The sequence below is a fragment of the Bacillus infantis NRRL B-14911 genome (assembly GCF_000473245.1).
Lineage (GTDB): Bacteria > Bacillota > Bacilli > Bacillales > Cytobacillaceae > Bacillus_AB > Bacillus_AB infantis.
Window position 1 is genome coordinate 2,787,892 of sequence record NC_022524.1, and the last position, 18,188, is coordinate 2,806,079.

General features: G+C 45.1%; 18 protein-coding genes, 1 other RNA gene and 1 pseudogene. 3 read left to right on the forward strand and 17 right to left on the reverse strand.

Annotation, left to right across the window (positions count from 1 at the left end):
* Positions 1-52: 52 nt before the first annotated feature.
* From N288_RS14160 to N288_RS14170, 3 genes are all read right to left on the reverse strand, one after another.
* The gene (locus N288_RS14160; RefSeq protein ID WP_009793179.1) at positions 53-580 is read right to left on the reverse strand and encodes a competence protein ComK; all 528 of its coding nucleotides are present in this window, start codon (positions 578-580) and stop codon (positions 53-55) included.
* 283 nt (positions 581-863) lie between these two features.
* Positions 864-1,235, reverse strand: coding sequence for a DMT family transporter (locus N288_RS14165; protein ID WP_009793178.1), 372 nt, complete (start codon positions 1,233-1,235; stop codon positions 864-866).
* A 63-nt stretch (positions 1,236-1,298) separates the two neighbouring features.
* Complete coding sequence (locus N288_RS14170; protein WP_009793177.1) at positions 1,299-2,828, reverse strand: carboxypeptidase M32; 1,530 nt, start codon at positions 2,826-2,828, stop codon at positions 1,299-1,301.
* A 340-nt stretch (positions 2,829-3,168) separates the two neighbouring features.
* Between N288_RS14170 and N288_RS14175 the strand changes: the two genes are divergently transcribed.
* Together N288_RS14175 and N288_RS14180 are read left to right on the forward strand one after the other, a co-directional pair.
* Complete coding sequence (locus N288_RS14175) at positions 3,169-4,125, forward strand: D-2-hydroxyacid dehydrogenase (protein WP_022544033.1); 957 nt, start codon at positions 3,169-3,171, stop codon at positions 4,123-4,125.
* A gap of 99 nt (positions 4,126-4,224) precedes the next feature.
* Positions 4,225-4,506: a hypothetical protein gene (locus N288_RS14180; RefSeq protein WP_022544034.1), complete on the forward strand. Its 282-nt coding sequence runs from the start codon at positions 4,225-4,227 to the stop codon at positions 4,504-4,506.
* A gap of 182 nt (positions 4,507-4,688) precedes the next feature.
* Here the strand turns inward: N288_RS14180 and arfA are convergent, their stop codons facing one another.
* The 3 genes from arfA to N288_RS14190 form a co-directional block, all read right to left on the reverse strand.
* A complete protein-coding gene (arfA, locus tag N288_RS14185) occupies positions 4,689-6,209 on the reverse strand; it encodes an arabinosylfuranosidase ArfA (RefSeq protein WP_009793173.1) in 1,521 nt (506 codons plus the stop codon).
* A 221-nt stretch (positions 6,210-6,430) separates the two neighbouring features.
* Positions 6,431-6,627: non-coding RNA, 6S RNA (gene ssrS, locus N288_RS24745), on the reverse strand.
* Between the two features lie 84 nt (positions 6,628-6,711).
* The gene (locus tag N288_RS14190) at positions 6,712-7,269 is read right to left on the reverse strand and encodes a glycerol-3-phosphate acyltransferase (protein WP_009793172.1); all 558 of its coding nucleotides are present in this window, start codon (positions 7,267-7,269) and stop codon (positions 6,712-6,714) included.
* An 87-nt stretch (positions 7,270-7,356) separates the two neighbouring features.
* On the opposite strand from N288_RS14190, the pseudogene N288_RS25560 reads away from it, so the two are divergent.
* A pseudogene (locus tag N288_RS25560) lies at positions 7,357-7,631 on the forward strand (hypothetical protein).
* On the opposite strand, the gene N288_RS14200 reads toward N288_RS25560, so the two are convergent.
* From N288_RS14200 to N288_RS14245, 11 genes are all read right to left on the reverse strand, one after another.
* Positions 7,628-9,421 (reverse strand): S9 family peptidase, encoded by a 1,794-nt coding sequence (locus N288_RS14200; RefSeq protein WP_009793170.1) that lies wholly within the window; start codon positions 9,419-9,421, stop codon positions 7,628-7,630. The pseudogene N288_RS25560 and the gene N288_RS14200 overlap by 4 nt on opposite strands.
* Positions 9,421-10,680, reverse strand: coding sequence for a M20/M25/M40 family metallo-hydrolase (locus tag N288_RS14205; RefSeq protein WP_009793169.1), 1,260 nt, complete (start codon positions 10,678-10,680; stop codon positions 9,421-9,423). Before N288_RS14205 ends, N288_RS14200 begins: the two co-directional genes overlap by 1 nt.
* Before the next feature lie 178 nt (positions 10,681-10,858).
* Positions 10,859-10,981: a hypothetical protein gene (locus N288_RS25690; protein WP_022544035.1), complete on the reverse strand. Its 123-nt coding sequence runs from the start codon at positions 10,979-10,981 to the stop codon at positions 10,859-10,861.
* A 12-nt stretch (positions 10,982-10,993) separates the two neighbouring features.
* Positions 10,994-13,408 (reverse strand): heavy metal translocating P-type ATPase, encoded by a 2,415-nt coding sequence (locus N288_RS14210; protein ID WP_009793168.1) that lies wholly within the window; start codon positions 13,406-13,408, stop codon positions 10,994-10,996.
* 85 nt (positions 13,409-13,493) lie between these two features.
* Positions 13,494-13,700, reverse strand: coding sequence for a copper chaperone CopZ (gene copZ, locus N288_RS14215; RefSeq protein ID WP_009793167.1), 207 nt, complete (start codon positions 13,698-13,700; stop codon positions 13,494-13,496).
* 14 nt (positions 13,701-13,714) lie between these two features.
* Positions 13,715-14,059: a metal-sensitive transcriptional regulator gene (locus N288_RS14220; RefSeq protein WP_009793166.1), complete on the reverse strand. Its 345-nt coding sequence runs from the start codon at positions 14,057-14,059 to the stop codon at positions 13,715-13,717.
* A gap of 107 nt (positions 14,060-14,166) precedes the next feature.
* Positions 14,167-15,192, reverse strand: a complete 1,026-nt coding sequence (locus N288_RS14225) for an ATP-grasp domain-containing protein (protein WP_035402352.1) — start codon at positions 15,190-15,192, stop codon at positions 14,167-14,169.
* Positions 15,193-15,328: 136 nt separating this feature from the next.
* Positions 15,329-16,240 carry an AEC family transporter gene (locus tag N288_RS14230; RefSeq protein ID WP_022544036.1) on the reverse strand — a complete coding sequence of 304 codons (912 nt, stop codon included), beginning with the start codon at positions 16,238-16,240 and terminating at the stop codon, positions 15,329-15,331.
* 170 nt (positions 16,241-16,410) lie between these two features.
* Positions 16,411-16,707 (reverse strand): hypothetical protein, encoded by a 297-nt coding sequence (locus N288_RS14235; protein WP_009793162.1) that lies wholly within the window; start codon positions 16,705-16,707, stop codon positions 16,411-16,413.
* Between the two features lie 22 nt (positions 16,708-16,729).
* A complete protein-coding gene (locus N288_RS14240) occupies positions 16,730-17,851 on the reverse strand; it encodes an NADH-dependent flavin oxidoreductase (RefSeq protein ID WP_009793161.1) in 1,122 nt (373 codons plus the stop codon).
* A 27-nt stretch (positions 17,852-17,878) separates the two neighbouring features.
* Positions 17,879-18,169, reverse strand: coding sequence for a putative quinol monooxygenase (locus tag N288_RS14245; RefSeq protein ID WP_022544037.1), 291 nt, complete (start codon positions 18,167-18,169; stop codon positions 17,879-17,881).
* Positions 18,170-18,188: the final 19 nt, after the last annotated feature.

Here is an 18,188-nt window from a genome sequence, read left to right on the forward strand (position 1 = left end):
CCGGGAAAGACTCAAAGATTCTCATTTTTTTCTCTGCATGAATATGTTTGGCTCACTCACTTATTTTGAAGCCAGCCGGCGGGTTATAAAGATATGTCAGTGTTCTGCCTGTTGCCTTTTCAATCCGGTATTTATAGCTCTCAGCCCTTGCCATCCTATTTTTGAAAAGTTTTTCCGAAATATCAAGATGTACTGTTTTTCCGTTTATAAGCAGGACAGCACATTTATTCACCCCAATGGCTGCCACATCTTCTATCCCGTGAAGCGAAAACCATACGGTGTCTTCATGAAAGGGAGCTTTGTGAGGAAACCAAAACATATCCTGCAGGCCGCAGAGCCGTACCGGCGGCATGCTGACTTTGCCTAAAACTTTCTTAGTGCCCTTCATAGCGCCCTTTAAATTGCTTCCCAGCTGCTGAAGGGAATCATTCATCACCTCATGCGGGGGGCCTTTAACCAAAACAGATTCATCTTCCAGACCTACAATTTCAGCATGCCGCTCCCCAAACAGATTACTGAATGGCATGATGCAAAGCGTTTCTCTCCTTATAAGGAATTTTTCTATATATAGCTGATCCAAAGTTTCCCCTCCCCTGGTTTAATCCATAATAAAAAAGCTTGTGCAAATTCTTCTATAATTTTGGATTTTCTCATAATAATGTCAGTGGTGAATTCACATAAGAAACACCTCCAGAATGGAATAGGTTTATGGAATATATGTGTAAGTGTTTGTTTATGTGATGGGTTCGAAGAAGAGAAAAATGCGGAGTTTTATCAGAAGAAAATGGCTTCCAGTTTAGCTGCCAGAAGCCTTTCAAGCTATCTATCAGGATAATTATACAATTAATAGAATATTTTGTAAATTAATTTCCTTTTACTGTTTCTGTATATGCCTCTTCCCCGCCGGCATGACTCGATGGAGAAGCCATATTAAGGAGAACAACGCCAAGAATAATAAGGATGATTCCTGCAGCGCTCAGCATGTTCAGCTTTTCTTTCCAAATCAATATGCCGATTACTGCAGTTGCAGCAGTGCCGATTCCGGACCAGATAGCATATGCGATGCTCAATGGGATTGTTTTTAACGAAAGAGATAAAGCAAAAAAAGCCACTCCAAAACCGAAGAGCACTCCTAGGGCCGGCCATATTTTCGTAAAACCTTCAGAGGCCTTCAGCATAGAAGTTCCGAATAATTCTGCTGCAATGGCAATGAACAGAAATAAATACGCCTTCAAACAAATCACCTTCTATCTATTATTCTTTCAAGAAAAAAGCCCTCCTCGAGGGAGAGCCTTTATTCAGCAATTATATAATTTCCCATATTTATCTTCAAGGTATTGAATAAGATACTCTGCATTCAGCTCTTCACCTGTCACCTTTTGGATTAAAACATCCGGGGTGAAGGTTTTTCCATACTGATGAATATTGTCTTTCAGCCATTGCATGATAGTGCTGAAATCGCCTTCTGCTATCTTTTCCCCGAAATCCGTGATTTGTTTTTTTATTGTTTCCAGGATTTGCGCTGCATACAGATTGCCCAAAGCATACGAAGGAAAATAGCCAAATCCGCCGAATGACCAGTGTACATCCTGAAGCACTCCTGCTGAATCTGTTTCAGGTCTAATTCCCAGGTAATCCTCCATTTTTTTGTTCCATGCTTCCGGAAGATCTTTTGCAGAAAGCGTCCCTTCGAACAAGCTTTTTTCAATCTCATAGCGGAGCATGATATGGAGATTATAGGTCAGTTCATCAGCTTCCACCCTGATAAATGAAGGATTGACCGCATTTATCGCCTGGTAAAACTGATCTTCGGTTACATCTGCAAGCTGTTCTGAAAAGGTTTTCTGGAATTCAGGATAAAAGCGGCTCCAGAACTGTCTGCTTCTGCCAACCATATTTTCAAGGAATCTCGATTGTGATTCATGAATGCCGAAAGATGCCCCTTCCCTGAGGCAAGTGCCTTCAAGAGCAGGATCGATCTGCTGTTCATAAATTCCGTGACCCGCTTCATGGATCGTGCCGAAAAGGGCGGTCAATACATTATATTCAGCATATCTGGTTGTAATCCTGACATCTCTCGTATTGATTGGCTGAGCAAAAGGATGGACAGTTTCATCCAGCCGGCCTGCATCCAGATCAAAGCCGATCTCAGGAAGAATTGCCCTGTTGAAATCCTTCTGTTTGCCAACAGGGAAAGACTGTCTGACAATTTCAACCGGCAGCACTGCACCAGAGTTTTGTATTTTCTTCAGCAGTTCTACACTGCTTTTGCGCAGGGATGAAAAAAGAGGATCCAGCTTTTTTACTGTCAGCCCTGGTTCGAAATCTTCCAGGAGTGCGTCATAAGGATGGTCATATTCGCCATAAAGCTTAATGAATTGTTTTTTGTAATCTATGATTTTTTCGAGGTAAGGAAGGTAATGCAGAAAATCATTCTTTTCCCGGGCTTCTTCCCAGGCATTGTTGGCCTCTGCAGTCAGAATACTATATTCATTGTACAAGTCAGCAGGGATGCTTTTTGATTTGTCATAAAACATTTTTCTTTCCCTGATCCTTGCCTGCATTCTTTCATCCAGATGAACAGCTTTTTCTTCATCATCCAGAATGGCAAGCACCTCTCCGAGTTCCCCGCTCACCTGGAGCTTGAAGATTTCCGTTTCAAGCGTCCCGATTGACTTGGAGAAAAATCCTCTTCCTTTTTTCGGAGCCATCACCTTCTGATCCCAGCCCAAAAGGCTTGAAATGCTTGTTAAATGAGTTATTTTCTCATCGATTTTTTCAAATTTCTTCAGGGCAGCTTCATATGAAAGCACAGCGGCAGTTTGCATTAGGTTTCCCCCCAGATATAAGTTTTTCTCAAAATAGAATATTCGGTCTATTTTATTATAAAAAGAATAGCTTTCTTTTTCAAGAAGCTTTAATGGTATTCTGCATATATTCCAGGCTCTCGCGTGATACAAAGCTCAGGCAGCCTATCAATAAAAAAACCATGTCATCGCGGATAGGCACCAAAGCCTTCCAAAAGTATTTCCATTCCATTTTTCCCAGTCCATATAGGTTTCAACGTTTTTAGCTATTAAAAGCATTTCTTTTCTTATTATTTTCCAAAGATGTTAGAATGGTATTATTCGAAATTTCTGTCATCTATTGAGAAAGAAGGTAACTTATTTGTCCACAAAAACAATGATACTAACACAAGATCTCCGTGAAGACCTGCTAAAAAATGTTAAAAACGTTATGCCGGGCTGGAATATTATCTCAGGGAAAGATCCTGAAATCTGGAAAAGCCATCTGATGGATGCTGAAATTATTGCAGGGTGGAAAAAAGATACAGTCCAAGCGGCGGACAGCAATAACCTCCGCTGGATTCAAACCTGGAGTGCAGGCGTCAATAATCTTCCGCTTGAAGAGCTGGAAAAAAACAATGTCTTCCTGACAAGCGCGAACGGTGTCCATGCTTATCCGATTTCTGAGACTATTTTTGGCCTGATGCTCGCACTCACCCGGAAAATACATACCTATGTGAGAAACCAGGAAGAGAAGAAGTGGCATCACAGCCATATGAACCAGGAAATCCACAAAAAGACCATCGGTATCATCGGTGCGGGTGCAATTGGCTGCGAAACAGCCAAAATTGCTAAAGCCTTTGGCATGAAAGTGATTGGAGTGAGGCTCTCCGGAAAAGAAGAGCAGCATTTTGACGAAATGCACACTGCCGAAAAGCTGGATGATATTCTGCCTCACTGTGATTATATTGTCATCACACTCCCTCTAACAGATGAAACACACTCTCTGTTTTCCGCATCACAGTTTAAAAGAATGAAGAACACCGCATTCTTAATCAATATTGGCAGAGGTGAAATCCTGGTCGAACAGGATCTGATCAGTGCCCTTAAAGAGGGCGAGATTGCCGGAGCAGGTCTGGATGTTTTTGAAAAAGAACCTCTCCAGGAGAGCAGCCCTCTCTGGGAAATGGAAAATGTAATTATCACACCACACACTTCCGGCTCAACCGAATATTACGATGAAAGGGTCATCAACGATATTCTGGTTCCCAACCTGAAGGAATATCTAGAAGGTAAGAAGCCTGCCCACAATCTTGTTGATTACAGGAAAGGCTACTGACATATTCCAGTACCCTTCTGACCGCAGATGACGAACGTATTCTATAAACCAGGAGATATGCATAGTTTGTAAAGGGGAGAATAAAAAGGGGGAATGAAAATGAGCGTGATCCATGATCAGTTCGATGCCATTTCTATCCGGAATGTCCATCGGCAGCTTAAAGAAATACAAATGATCGCTACCACAAACAGATGCATAGACTGGGAGCTTGCTTCGGCCCTGGACCATGTTACAAGGGCGGCCGGAATGCTCTGCAATGTTATAGAAGAACATCTGGATGGGACCCGGAGTGATGTCGATGCCCTCTATTATATAGAGGAAAAGCTGTCTGCCGCCCTTTCCATGGCAAAGAAAATCGATAACCGCAGAGAGCCTGTATAAGAACAGCGCTATAAAGCTGCACAACAAAAAGCCATGGGAGAGAAACATATAATTCTCTCCCATGGCTTTTTGTGGTTTAATGCAGTGTACGGCTTAGTCTTTTGATTCATATATCTTTGGAAAGGACCTCAAAAGAGAGTGAACATGCTGCCTTGGAACTATTATTACCTAACGTTCTGATATCAAACTTCCAGCTTCTTAAGCCTGAACATATTCCATGACATTTTTGGCAATACAGCAGTAAGAGTTCCATTTTCAATATATGAGTCATTGCCCTTCTCTGGTTTAACTTGCTCATCATTAATGGAATTTACCGCTTTGGGATTTTCATTTTTTAGTACTATCTGTTCGGCTAATTTATACCCTTCGAACGACCGGATATCAACATCAACCAGCAATTGAGTATCCAGACTGCGATTTACAGCAAAGATAACCAGTTCTTCACTTTCTTCATTATAGACCACTGACTGGTCTAAGAATGGCACATCAGTAAAATCTTTACTGTCATACTTGGGTGAATCAACAATCGAATGAAGTGCTGTACCACGTCCATATACAGAAGTATAGTAGAATGGATAGAAAATGGATTGCTTCCAAATACCGCCTCCTGTTTCTGTCATAATTGGTGCAATGACATTTACCAGCTGGGCCATACAAGCGATCTTTACCCGATCTGAATGCTTTAGCAGGGTATTCAGCATGCTGCCTACAAGCAAAGCATCCTCAAATGTGTAAATATCCTCCAATAACGGAGGCGACAAAGACCAAGGTTCAATTGCCTTGTCCTGATCATTGGAATGAAACCAAACATTCCATTCGTCAAAACTCAAGTTCATTGTTTTTTTACTGCGTTTCTTTGCCTTCATATAATCACATGCTGCAGTAACAGTTTTAATGAAACTATCCATGTCCAGTGTACTTGCCAAATAGTTTGCCGAGTCATTATCTCTATTCCCATAATATTGATGAAGAGATATATAATCAGCAGCTTCATATGTATGTTCGAGTGTTTCTGCTTCCCATTCAGGAAATGTTGGCATGCCTGAGCCGGAGCTTCCGCAGCTGACCAGTTCAATCGAAGGATCGACCAATTTCATCGCCTTGGCAGTTTCAGCAGCTAGCCTTCCATATTCATATGCCGTTTTCATGCCAATTTGCCAGGGTCCATCCATTTCATTTCCCAAACACCAGACCTTTATATTGTGAGGGTCAGTATAGCCATGTTCTTTTCTTAAATCACTCCAATAAGTACCGCCGGGATGATTACAGTATTCTACTAAATTTCGTGCAGCATCAATGCCCCTGGTACCTAAGTTAACAGCCATCATGACTTCTGCATTGACTTTCTTCGCCCAGGCTGCAAATTCGTTAGTCCCAACTTCGTTTGTCTCCAGTGAATTCCAGGCTAAATCCAGGCGTTTTGGCCTCAATTCTTTTGGTCCGATTCCATCTTCCCAGTTGTAAGCTGAAACCATATTCCCCCCGGGATAGCGGATAATCGGCACCCTCAGCTCTTTTACCAGTTCTATAACATCTTGTCGGAATCCATCCTCATCAGCACTGGAATGCGAAAGTTCGTATATTCCCCCATATACGGCACGGCCCAGCTGCTCTATGAAAGAACCATATATCCTAGGGTCAATATCGGATATTCTAAACGACTTGTCTATCAGCATTTTTGCTTTATGTGCATTCAAAGTCATTATTCTCACCTTTCTATCTAAAATTTGTTAATCTGTAAACTTTTTATATGCATTGAATTGAAGTAAACTTATCTATATTGTTTAGTGGATATACAAAGTATTGGCTATTCAGCATTTGAACACCTTTATTTTTCTTGAAATTTGGCATCATTTTTTAGTCTAGAGAGGTCCTTATAAAAGCAAAAAACCAGCTCCTGAAAGGAACTGGTTTCTAAATGCTTATGTAAGCCACTTTTGCCGTAATAAATATAAGAAAGTTTTAAACCACCACTCCTCAAAGTGGGTGTTTGCAGAAACCTTCCTGCATGTCCTCCTTGTCACATGTGACAGAGGCTTGTCATTCCAGCTTCGATATAAAACTCCCTATTACAGCTTAAAGGTTAAAACTTTATTATGGTTACGGGCAAAGCAGCTTGTATTTATATATTACCTCATTTGTGCTCCCAGCTCAACTGTTTTGTCTGGAAATGGAGGAGCCTTCTGGCTGGAAAGAGCTTTTCGGCTAGGCCACTTTCTTATAAAAAAAGTCGTTATGTGCTGCTATCACAATCAGGAGCATAATCACAAATGCAACGGCTGCTGGAACGTCTCCTGCTAATAAATAGATGGAAACAGGCATTGCCGCCATTGCGATAAGCCCTGGAACCGTAAAGCGCCGTGTGACGCTCCATCCGGCAAGCAGTACAATAAAGGCAGCCAGCAGGCTTGCGGGGGCTAAATAAAGAGCCGATGCCAGATATACGACAACCCCCTTGCCTCCCCTGAATCCAAGGGGGGCCGGCCAGATATGCCCGCATAGTACAGCGAAAGCACAGACCAACAGTGCGGAATGCCCCAGAAAAGCATCAGCTGCAGCTAAAGCAGCCACTGTCTTCCCTGCATCAATCAAAATCGTATAAAAGAAACCTCTTTTTCCAAGTTCACGGCCAGCATTCCTTGCACCTGCGTTCCCGCTGCCCATCTGCCTGATATCTTTTCCCTGCCACTTTCTGGCCAGAAGATAAGCCCCGTTGATGCAGCCGGCTAAATAGCAAAAAATGAAAGCTGCTGCTGTATACATAGACCTTCCCCCCGTATAATTCTCTGGCTGCCGGCAAAAATAGACTGAAACAGTCAGTCCTGACTAGGAAGAAAGGTGATAGGCCCAATGTTCCCTGTTATACATACCAACTTTTGGGATGCTGTTTTTGCCGTGCCTGCGGTCTTATTGTAACACAGCTGCTGAAGCTGTATTTCAATATCCCTGCAAAAATAGTCCCGTCAGTTGCCTTGCTTTGCGGACTGCCCGTTTCGGTCCTGATCAGCCATAAGCATGACTTCGTGGCCGGCCTCTTTATGGGATGGTTTTATGGATATGCAGCGATAGGTTCATACAGCAGCCTGAAAGCTTCTATAAAATCTTTCAGGAACAGCAGCTCCTAATGTTTGATCCTTCCGGAATATTCCTTGAGGAAATCCCATGAAGCTGTATAAGCTTTAATATTATTCTCCCTTTTTACAAAGAAATGGCCTTCATCCTCAAAACGGATATACTCTACAGGATGCTTACGATTCTTCAGATCCTCCACAATCTGCTCTGTTTCCTCAATCGGCACTCTCGGATCATTGGCACCGTGAAGAACAAGGAGCGGACATTGAATCCTGTCTGTTTTATGAAGCGGATCAATTTCATCGAAGAAGGCCCCGTCATTCTCTATGCTCCCATATTCAGCTTCCCTCATTTTCCGCCTCCACGGGCTGGTATTCTGCAGGAACGTCCGGAAGCTCGAAATTCCAACAATATCAATGGCAGAAGACCAGATGTCAGGGTAGTGGGTGATGGCTGCCAGGACCATAAAGCCCCCGTAGCTTCTTCCCATAATGCTGATCTGATCTTCGGCAGCTCCTCCCTCTGTTTTCAGCCAATCGACAAGATGGACTAAATCACGTACAGAGTCCATCCGCTTCCTGACATCATCCAGATGGGTAAAGCTTTTACCATAGCCCGTACTCCCCCTGACATTCGGCGTACATACTGCAAATCCATTATCAAGGAAAAACTGCAGGAACGGATTAAAAACAGCCCTTATCTGGCTTTCCGGCCCTCCGTGGACAAACACAACCACCGGAAGCTTTCCGTCAGCCTTTTTAGGCTTATAGTAAAATGCTGGAATCTCAAGGCCATCAAAGGAAGCAAAAGAAATCAGTTCAGGAGCACACAGCTTTTCCTCTACCAGAGGATCATGCGAAATGAACGTGGCCCTTTTAGCTTTACGAGATCTGAGATCGAGTTCCCAAATGTCTGAAGGATGCTGCGGCCCATTCAGGATAAAGGCAAGCCTGCTGTTATCAGGAGAGAAAGAAAAGTCAGTAATGACGCCTGCAGGGGATTCCCACTCTGTCACTTCATTCGATTCAAAATCCAATAATGCGCCTTTTGAGACCCCTCCTTCATTGATGGAAAAAGCGATCTTCTTTTTATCAGTGCTGAGCTTCAGCTCTTCCAAGTCCCACTCCTTCTCGACCAGCCACTTTGTTTCCAGTGTTTCAAGATTAAGTCTGGCAAGATTCATGAATTCCCGATCCCTGTTGGACAGCATATAAATCATTTTTCCATCTGAGCTGAACGCAGGGCTGGCAAAAGCCGCTTCCCCCTCATGCTTTGTGAGCCACTGCACTGTTCCCCCTGAAAGATCCAGCAGTCCAAGGTCATTATCAAGATTTGTGTTCACCTGCTCTATCAGCAGGGAGTTTCCTTCCGGATGCCATTGAAGCGGAGAAAAATGACCATCTCCCTGGAACACCATTTTAACTTCAAAACTTTCAAGACTTTGAATATATATATCAAAATAGGTGTTATGACGGCGGTTGCTGGCCCAGGAAATCCACTTTCCATCAGGAGATACCCCTCCATACTTGTGTATATGTTCTGGCGAGTCGGTCAGCCGGATGACCTCCCCAGTTTCGGTTAAAAGGAAAAGCTGCTGCTTTTCATTCACACCCTCATCCATGCCAAAAATCCTTTTACCGGTTCCTTGGATAAAGGAAACAAACATAATCCTTTCAGCGGTTTCCAGTACCTGATTAGGGTTGCCGCCTTCAGCGTGTATTTCCCATAATTGCGGAATCCCGGAAGCATCTGAGATGAAATTCAGCATTTTCCCCTGCGGTCCATAAGCAGGATTCTTCACGTTTCTGATGTTCATGAAATTTTCAATCGTCAATGTTTCCATTATTGGCCCCCTTCTGCATTATTTTTGCGCCGGCTGTCCAGGACCGGACTGGAAATGCCTTTGATTCCCGTCAATCCCAGAATACATAGGAAAATGGCCTGCGGCCCATAATAGGCATCCTGCGGATCAAAGTACTCTTCAAGTGTATGTATGCCCCCAAAGCTACCGCCTCCGCCAAGTGTTACAGCCGGAATTCCAAGAGCAATCGGCACATTGGAGTCGGTGCTGCTGGCTTTCTCAAACGAAGGTATGAATCCTAGCTGCCTTGAAGCCTCTGCAGCCGTTTGGACAATGGCTGATTCCATATCCTGGCTGCCTGCCGGGCGGTCGCCTACCTGCTTGATTTCAACTGTAATTCCGGAATCAGCACCGCCGGCAGCTTCCTTGATGATGGAGAGCGCTTCAGATTCAACCCTTGCCAGCTCATCTGCGGAAACCGAACGAAGATCGATGATCAATCTGGCTTCCGCTGCAATCGTATTGACCGAGGTCCCTCCGGATACTATCCCTACATTAAAAGTTGTTTTTGGATCTTCCGGCACCTTAAGATCTGCTATGCCGGCAATGGCTTTTCCTGCAGCATGAATGGCGCTCGGCGTCCCGAAATCCCCAAAGCTGTGGCCGCCTGAGCCCTTATAGGTAATCTCATATCTTTTACTGCCTGCAGCCAGATATGTAATTCGCTCAGGGCTGCCTGGTTCTATGGAAATGAAACCGTCTATCCCATGATCTTGTCCAAACAGCGCCTTAACGCCATTTAAATCCCCAAGTCCTTCTTCTCCAACCGTCGCTCCAAACAGAATATCCCCTTCCGTTTCGATTCCCGTTTCGTTGAACGCACGGATTAGAGTCAGTACGGCAGCCAGCCCCCTTCCGTCATCAGCGATGCCGGGAGCATAAATTTTTCCGTCTTTTACTTTTGGGACTGTGTCAGTGCCTGCTGGAAAAACAGTATCAAGATGGGCACAAACCGCAATCCTTGGTCCATTCCCCGTTCCCTTTCTCAGGCCGAATATATTGCCTGCATCATCTTTCGAAATATCTTCAATACCCAGCTCTTCCAGCCTTCGTCTATAATACTCCCCCCGTTCCCCCTCTTCAAAGGTAGGTGCAGGGATGCTCGTCAGCTCCTTTTGATCAGCCGATGTCCGGTCATTATCATTTTTTAAAAAGGATAGTCCCTTTTGGACAGCTGAAATGCCCGCTATTTTTTCTAATGCTTCCGCCACGCTATTCTTCAGTTCAATATTTTCCGCCAATTTTCTTCCCCCTTTGTAAGTCTATTATTATTATATTCCAAAAATTAAATTTATTGTTGCTGGAAGGCTTCAGAAGATTTCCTCCTTAATAAAAAAGGAAAAGCCCCAGATGCATGGAGCTTTTTCCTCTTGTTCTGTTTCTCTGCTTTAAAAACAAATAGCTTTATGCCATTCCTTCCTAATCGCTTTGATGACCGTGCTCTGGTTCCGCAGGGGGTTCAGCGATTAATGTATCATACAAATAATAGCCGCAAATCACCAACAGCAGGTATACTGCGGCTGATATGGCCCACTTTTTCATCAGAAGCCCTCCTTATAATTTGACCCGCTGCAGCCTCAGCGCATTAAGGACAACCGAGACTGAACTGAATGCCATTGCTGCCCCTGCCAGCCATGGCGCAAGCAGACCAAGTGCTGCAAAGGGGATGCCGAGCGTATTATATCCAAAAGCCCAGAAGAGGTTTTGCCGGATGTTCGAGATTGTTTTCCTGCTCATGTAAATGGCATCGGAAATGCTTCTTAAGTCGCCGCGGATCAGGGTAATATCTGCCGCCTCCATCGCTACATCAGTGCCTGTTCCGATTGCCATTCCGATGTCGGCAACAGCCAGTGCCGGCGCATCATTGATTCCGTCTCCCACCATGGCCACAATTTTCCCTTGCTTCTGCAGCTTTTTCACTTCTTCTGCCTTTCCTTCCGGGAGGACTTCAGATATTACCGCATCAACACCAGCTTCCCTGCCGATTGCCTCGGCTGTAGCCTTGTTGTCACCTGTCATCATGATTACTTCAAGACCCATCTCCTTAAGGCGTGCGATTGCCTCGGCAGATGTATCCTTGATTGTGTCTGCAACCGCGATGATGCCTGCAAAATGACCGTCAATGGCTGCCAGCATGGCAGTTTTACCTTGGCTTTCAAGCGTTTCAAGATCAGCTTCAGCAGGGCTGAAATCAATAGAATCCGCACCGAGCAGCCTTCTGGTTCCTATCAGGAGCTTCTTTCCAGCCACAACAGCTTTAATGCCATATCCGGGAATTGCTTCAAATTCTTCCGCTTCTTTCATTATAATATTGCGTGCTTTGATTCCGGCTGTTATAGCTTCGGCAAGAGGATGCTCAGACTGTTTTTCTGCCGCACCTGCCATAGCCAGGAACTCCGTCTCATCCATTTCCGTCAGCACATCTGTCAATACCGGCTTCCCGTTGGTGATTGTACCAGTCTTATCAAGAACCACCGTCGTAATGCGGTGTGTCCGTTCAAGATGCTCCCCGCCCTTAAAAAGGATACCGTATTCTGCAGCCCGCCCTGATCCGGCCATGATGGAGGTCGGTGTCGCCAAACCCAATGCACAGGGACATGCTATCACAAGAACAGCAATCAATTTTTCAAGAGCTTCTGCAAAATTGCCTGGATCTGCCCACAGGTACCAGATGAGGAATACAACGGCAGCGATCCCCACAACAATCGGTACAAATATCCCGGAAATCTTGTCAGCAAGGCGCTGGATTGGTGCCTTTGAACCTTGTGCATCCTCAACAACCTTGATGATTTGTGCGAGGGCTGTATCTTTACCCACTTTTGCTGCCTGCACTTTTATGAAACCATTTTTGTTGATGGTTGCCCCAATGACTGAATCGCCGGGCTCCTTATCTGCAGGTACGCTTTCTCCTGTTATCATGCTTTCATCCACGGCGGTTCTTCCCTCAAGGATCATTCCGTCAGCAGGAATTTTCTCTCCTGGCTTCACGGCAAGGATATCACCGGGCATGACGCTTTCCAGGGGAATTTCGGTTTCCTCGCCATTCCTGATGACGCGCGCCGTTTTAGCCTGCAGATTCATCAGCTTTTTAATGGCCTCAGAAGACCGTCCTTTTGCTTTGGCTTCAAACAGTTTCCCCAGAATAATCAGCGTTATCAGGACTGCACTGGTCTCAAAATAAAGATTTACTGAGTGGCCCCCTGAACCTATCGATCTTATTGATAAATATAAGCTGTAGAAAAAGGCAGCAGAGGTGCCGAGGGCAACCAGTACATCCATATTGGCGCTGCCGTTTCTAAGAGCTTTGTAGGCGCCTGTATAAAACTGGCGGCCGATGATAAACTGGACTGGAGCAGCAAGGGCCAGCTGCACCCAGGGATTCATGAACATCTCCGGCACATACAGGAAGCTGGTAAAGCTGAAATGTCCAGCCATTGCCCATAATAATGGCAGAGAAAGAATAAGAGCAAAAGTGAATTTTCCTTTCTGTCTCTCTATTTCTCTTTCACGGTGGTCCTGCTCTTCACCTGCCACCTCCTCAGTTCTCAGGGCAGCACCATAGCCAAGTTTTTCAACTCTTTTAATAAGGTCAGCCGGCGATACTGCAGAAGGATTATAGACCACATCTGCCCTTTCCAGCGCCAAATTGACGTTTGCATCACTGATTCCGTCCATTTTCTTTAGCCCTTTTTCAATGCGTGCGGAGCAGGCTGCACAGGTCATGCCTGTAATGGCGAGCTCTGCCTTTTCAGTCACAACCTTGTAGCCCAGATTTTCTACCTTTTCAAAAATATCTTCCTGCTTCACTTTTTCAGGGTTAAATTGAACAGCCGCTTTTTCAAGAGCCAAATTGACTGAAGCATTTTCCACACCTTCAACCTTTTTGAGTCCTTTTTCTATTCTTACGGCACAGGCTGAACAGGTCATCCCGCTTATTTCAAACTGAGTTTCTTTTGCTTGCTCGCTCATCGCTCACATCTCCTTATACCTATACGGGGTATATTTTGATGAAAAAGAGAACGTGCCTCAGCACGGTCCCGCAGGCTATTTGCTGTTAGACAACATCATAGCCCTGATCATCGATTGTTTCTTTAATTTCGCCTAGATTTACTTTGGATGAATCATATTCGACATTGACTTTGCCATTCTCTAGATCAACCTTTACAGCAGATACGCCTTCAAGCTTCCCTACGCTTCCTTCTACAGCTTTTACGCAATGGCCGCAGCTCATGCCTTTTACTTCTAATGTGATTGTTTCCATTCTGAATCTCTCCTTTATTTCTTCATTAGTCTTTGTACAGTTACCAGCAGCTCATCAACCACCTCAAGATCGTTCTCCTGGATCCTCTCGACAACACAGCTCTTCAGGTGTCCTTCGAGCAGAATTTTGGCAACGCTGTTCAAAGCAGACTGAGTGGCTGAAATCTGGGTAATAACATCATCACAATACGTATCCTTTTCAATCAGGCCTTTGATTCCCCGGATCTGGCCTTCAATCCGGTTGAGCCTGGTGACAAGGTTTTTCTTTGTCACTTCTGAGTGATGGCTCTTCCGCCCGCTCACATGATCGCAGCTTTCACCCTCAGGGACTAACGGCAATTCATTTAATTCCTTTTCCATTAAATTCCCTCCCCTTATCTGTATTGTAGTATACCCTGGTATGGTATGTAAAGAAATTCTTCTCAGATTAGAAAAAAAAATAAAAAAGGAGAATCTCAGCTCCTTTTTCAGCTTAGGATAACCTCTTTTTCAAGATAGCTTGCCCTTATCCCGAAATTCGGGGGAGCAGGATCAATCTTTTCATTTAAGAGGAGTTTAATGGCAAGATAAGGGAAGTTAATGCCGGACAGGCAGCTGATATGAAGCCCACCGCTCATTCTCGGGTTGATTTCCAGCAGCTTCGGTACACCTTGTCCATATTTGACCTGGACATTGAATACATAAGGAACCGGGTATTCCCGATGAAGGTTTTCGGCTATCCCGCTGAGCAGCAGGTTTTCCTCCAGCTCCCTCACCCTGCCATGCCCTTTTTTCCTTGGAATGCTGGTGTACAGCTTGCCGCCGTCGGCCAGGCAGTCGATACTGTACTCAGGGCCATCCAGATATTCGAGCACCATCAGGTCTGGAAAACTTTCCTGCTGCGATAAAATCCCGCAGGCATTCGCAAAGGAAATCCGGTGTCCAACCCCTTGCCCGAACAGCTCCGCTATTGAATCTTCACGATCCTTTACCACTCTGAAACCATATGCCCCTTCTCCAATAACAGGCTTGAAGCAGACTTTATGGCCCGCTGCCCTAAGCTTATGATAGGCTTCCTTGAAGCCTGCCGCTGTATTGACGACTTCGTAGTCAGGGATGCTTACCAGCTGCTTGCCGGCTGAATTCTTTTCCTCAATTGACCGGTAGATGGCCGCCTTATTGTCCATGAAGGACATAAGCATTGGGTCCGGGCAGACAAGCACCTTGACGCCTATTGCTTCAAAACGGGGAAGATTCCGTGAAATCAGGACATTTTCCTTGCGGGGAATAAAAATATCAATCTCGTTCCGGGCACAGAAATCCAGGCAGAACAAAATATATTCCTCACCGGATATATCAGGCTCAGTCCCTTTGAAATCGCATACCTGCAAATAGAGTGCATCCTTATCCGGATGGGTCCCATATACGGTAAAGCTTCTATTGTCAGGATTGTTCTTAATCATTGTGATATAATGGCTCACCGTCGTGAACCAGCGGTTAAACCAGATTTTCATGCCAGCCCTCATTCCCCTGTCAGTAAAATATGAACTCCTGAGAACTCCTTTGCCATAACAGGCTGAAAAAAAGGAATACTCTGATAGATCTATTATCTCACATTTTCGACAGAGGTAAACAGATTCTGCTAATCTTCTACTGCATAAAAGTCACACTGTACAGGATGATCGGCAGGGTGATGAGGCTCAGGCAAGTGCTGGCAAGCGTCACGCTTGAAACAAGCTCCGGATCTGTACCATATTGAACGGCATACATGGTCGTATTAGCAGCAGAAGGCATGGCCGCCATGACAATCATAATCTGCTTCAGAAGAGTATCCGCAGGCAGGAAAAATGTAAAAGCCAGCGCGATCAAAGGAGATACAACCATTCTCAAGGTAAGGGAGACAGAGAGCGGGCCTATTTCCAGGTTTTTTACTGATATATTGGCGAGCGTGATGCCAAGGATGATCATGACCGTTGGTATGGCTGCATCTCCTACCATCCGGACTGCTTCCATCAGCGTCCCGCTGACAGGTATGTTCATAAACTGCAATGCCGCTCCCAGCAAGGCGCCGTAAACAATCGGCACCCTCACAACCTCTTTCAGGGCTGTTTTGAAACTGGCATTTTCGATAGACCCTTTAGCTGCATAGTATACCCCAAGGGTGCACATCAGCAGCTGCTGGATGACCATCAGCACAATCGCGTATTTTATTCCTTCCTGGCCAAATGCAAAAAGAACTAGCGGAGTTCCATAATTGCCGTTATTCATGAATGCAGAGGATAAAATGATAGCGCAAGTGCGCTTTCTGCTGTATCCTGCAAAATAAGCCGCAGCATACACGATCGCAATAATTGCCAGGGCCAGCCCTATAGTGTAAATAGCCATGACTGCATAATCAAGATTAAACTCCGTTTCGTAGAAAGTCCTGAAGGCAAGAAAGGGAGTCATTAAGTAAATAGCCACGATGGACAGTGATTTCGTTTCCAGCCTGAAGATTTTCTGGCCGGCATAGCCAAGGCCAAAGATAAGAAAAATCGGAATTAAGATTGCTATAAAGGACATTTCATCAGCTTCCATTCAAAATATTTCGGATTTCGTAAAAACCATTTCCATTATACAAGAATCTGTACTTCTCTGCTCAGGAAAAGCATTAAAGTTAGCACTACACCACAAATTGGAATAAAAACCAAAAAAAGCATGATTGCAGCAGCTGCTGCAATCATGCCTTCTTTTTAATGATGATGCTTTTCTTTTAAGGGATTGTAGATGACAAATTCCTCTTTTGGAACAAAGAAGTATTGGATCCATACACCATCGAGGAAATCTTCCCGTGCATCGAGCAGAATGTCGATATCCTTGTCGGTTGTTACAATTTCATCATGCTCTGCAGGTGTATCGAGCTTGATGTCATAATGGGCGTGGTTTCCGTGATGCTCTGTCACAAAAACGCGGATATACTGGCCTTCTTCTGCTGTTTCCAGCATCTTTTTCAGCACTTTAGCCGCATTGCGGTTGATTTTCACTTTCATTTATCCGAACTCCTTTTAAGTGTTATACGCCAGGGAACCAGCCAGGGGTATTAATGATGGCCTGCCAGAGCGGATCTGGAACAGTCAGTTCCTGCTGGGCATCCTTATCGATTTTGGTTTTGATTTCGTCTTCCCTGCCCTCTTCGACTTTTTGCACCCACTCAGGATCAATGATCAGCTCACGGCCCAGCGCGATAAGAGGGACGCCTGTTCCAAACGCTTTTTCTACTTCTTCCGGCGTATAAAGAGAACCAACGCCGATAACAGGGACAAGGCTGCCGACTCTTTCCTGGATGATCTCGATTCTTGACCTAGTGTCCTCGACTCCGCGGCGCGGCGCTGACCAGAAGTCCTGGAGTGAAACGTGGAGATAGTCGAGATCTTTTTTTGCCAGCTCATCGATCAGGACCAGCGTATCCGCCATCGTGATACCCGGTGTTTCCGGTTCTTCAGGAGAAAATCTGTAGCCTACAGCAAACGGCTTTTTAGCGTGTGCCGCAACAGTCTTCTTGACTTCATCAACAACAGCGAGCGGGAAAGTAAGCCTCTTTTCCAGGCTGCCTCCCCATTGATCATCCCTGCGGTTTGAATGAGGGGAGAAGAATTGCTGCAGCAGATAGCCGTTGGCTCCATGGATTTCCACCCCGTCATACCCTGCTTCAATTGCACGTCTTGCGGCTTCGCCGAAATCTTTAATAATGCTCTCAACTTCCTCGCCGCTGAGCGCGCGCGGTTCCTTTTTTCCTTCACCTGAGCCTGCAACTGCACTGGCGCTTACAATATCTCCATTCGGGACGAGCTCAGGAGGGCATTCCCTTCCTCCGTGGAAAATCTGCAGGATCGCTTTTGCGCCGCCTGCCTGGATGTCTTCCGCTAGGCGCTTCAAGCTTGGGACATATTCATCTTTATGGCCGGCAAACTCCCCAGGGAAGCCTTTTCCATTCTCGGTCACATATGTACAAGCCGTAATCACCATGCCAGGCCCCTTTGACCGGCGGGCATAATATGCAGCCTCAGCATCAGAAACAGTATCATCTTCATTGGAAGAGAAATTTGTCATTGGTGCCATGACCAGTCTGTTTTTAACTTCAATCCCACTTTTAAAAGTAAATGACTCAAAAAATTGCTTGTATTGTTCTTTCATAAACCTGATGTCCTCCTTTGGTGTTGTTTAAAGTTCTTCCGCTTCAAAGCGTTCTGCCTTCAGCGGTGCTGCCAATACTTCTTTCATTTCCTGCATATAGTTCTGGAAGTGGGCAGTTTCCCCGTGCAGTCTTACCGCTTCCTTGTCCTTCCATTTCTCAAGCATCACAAATGAATTTTCATTCCCGGCACTCTCAAATAAATCATAGCTGATATTTCCTTCCTCAGCCTGTGACCCTTTGACTACCTCTTTCGTTTTCTCAAGGAAAACATCACGCTTTGCCGGATCCACCGTAATATGGGCATGGATAATAATCATGGACAGCTCCTCCTTCATT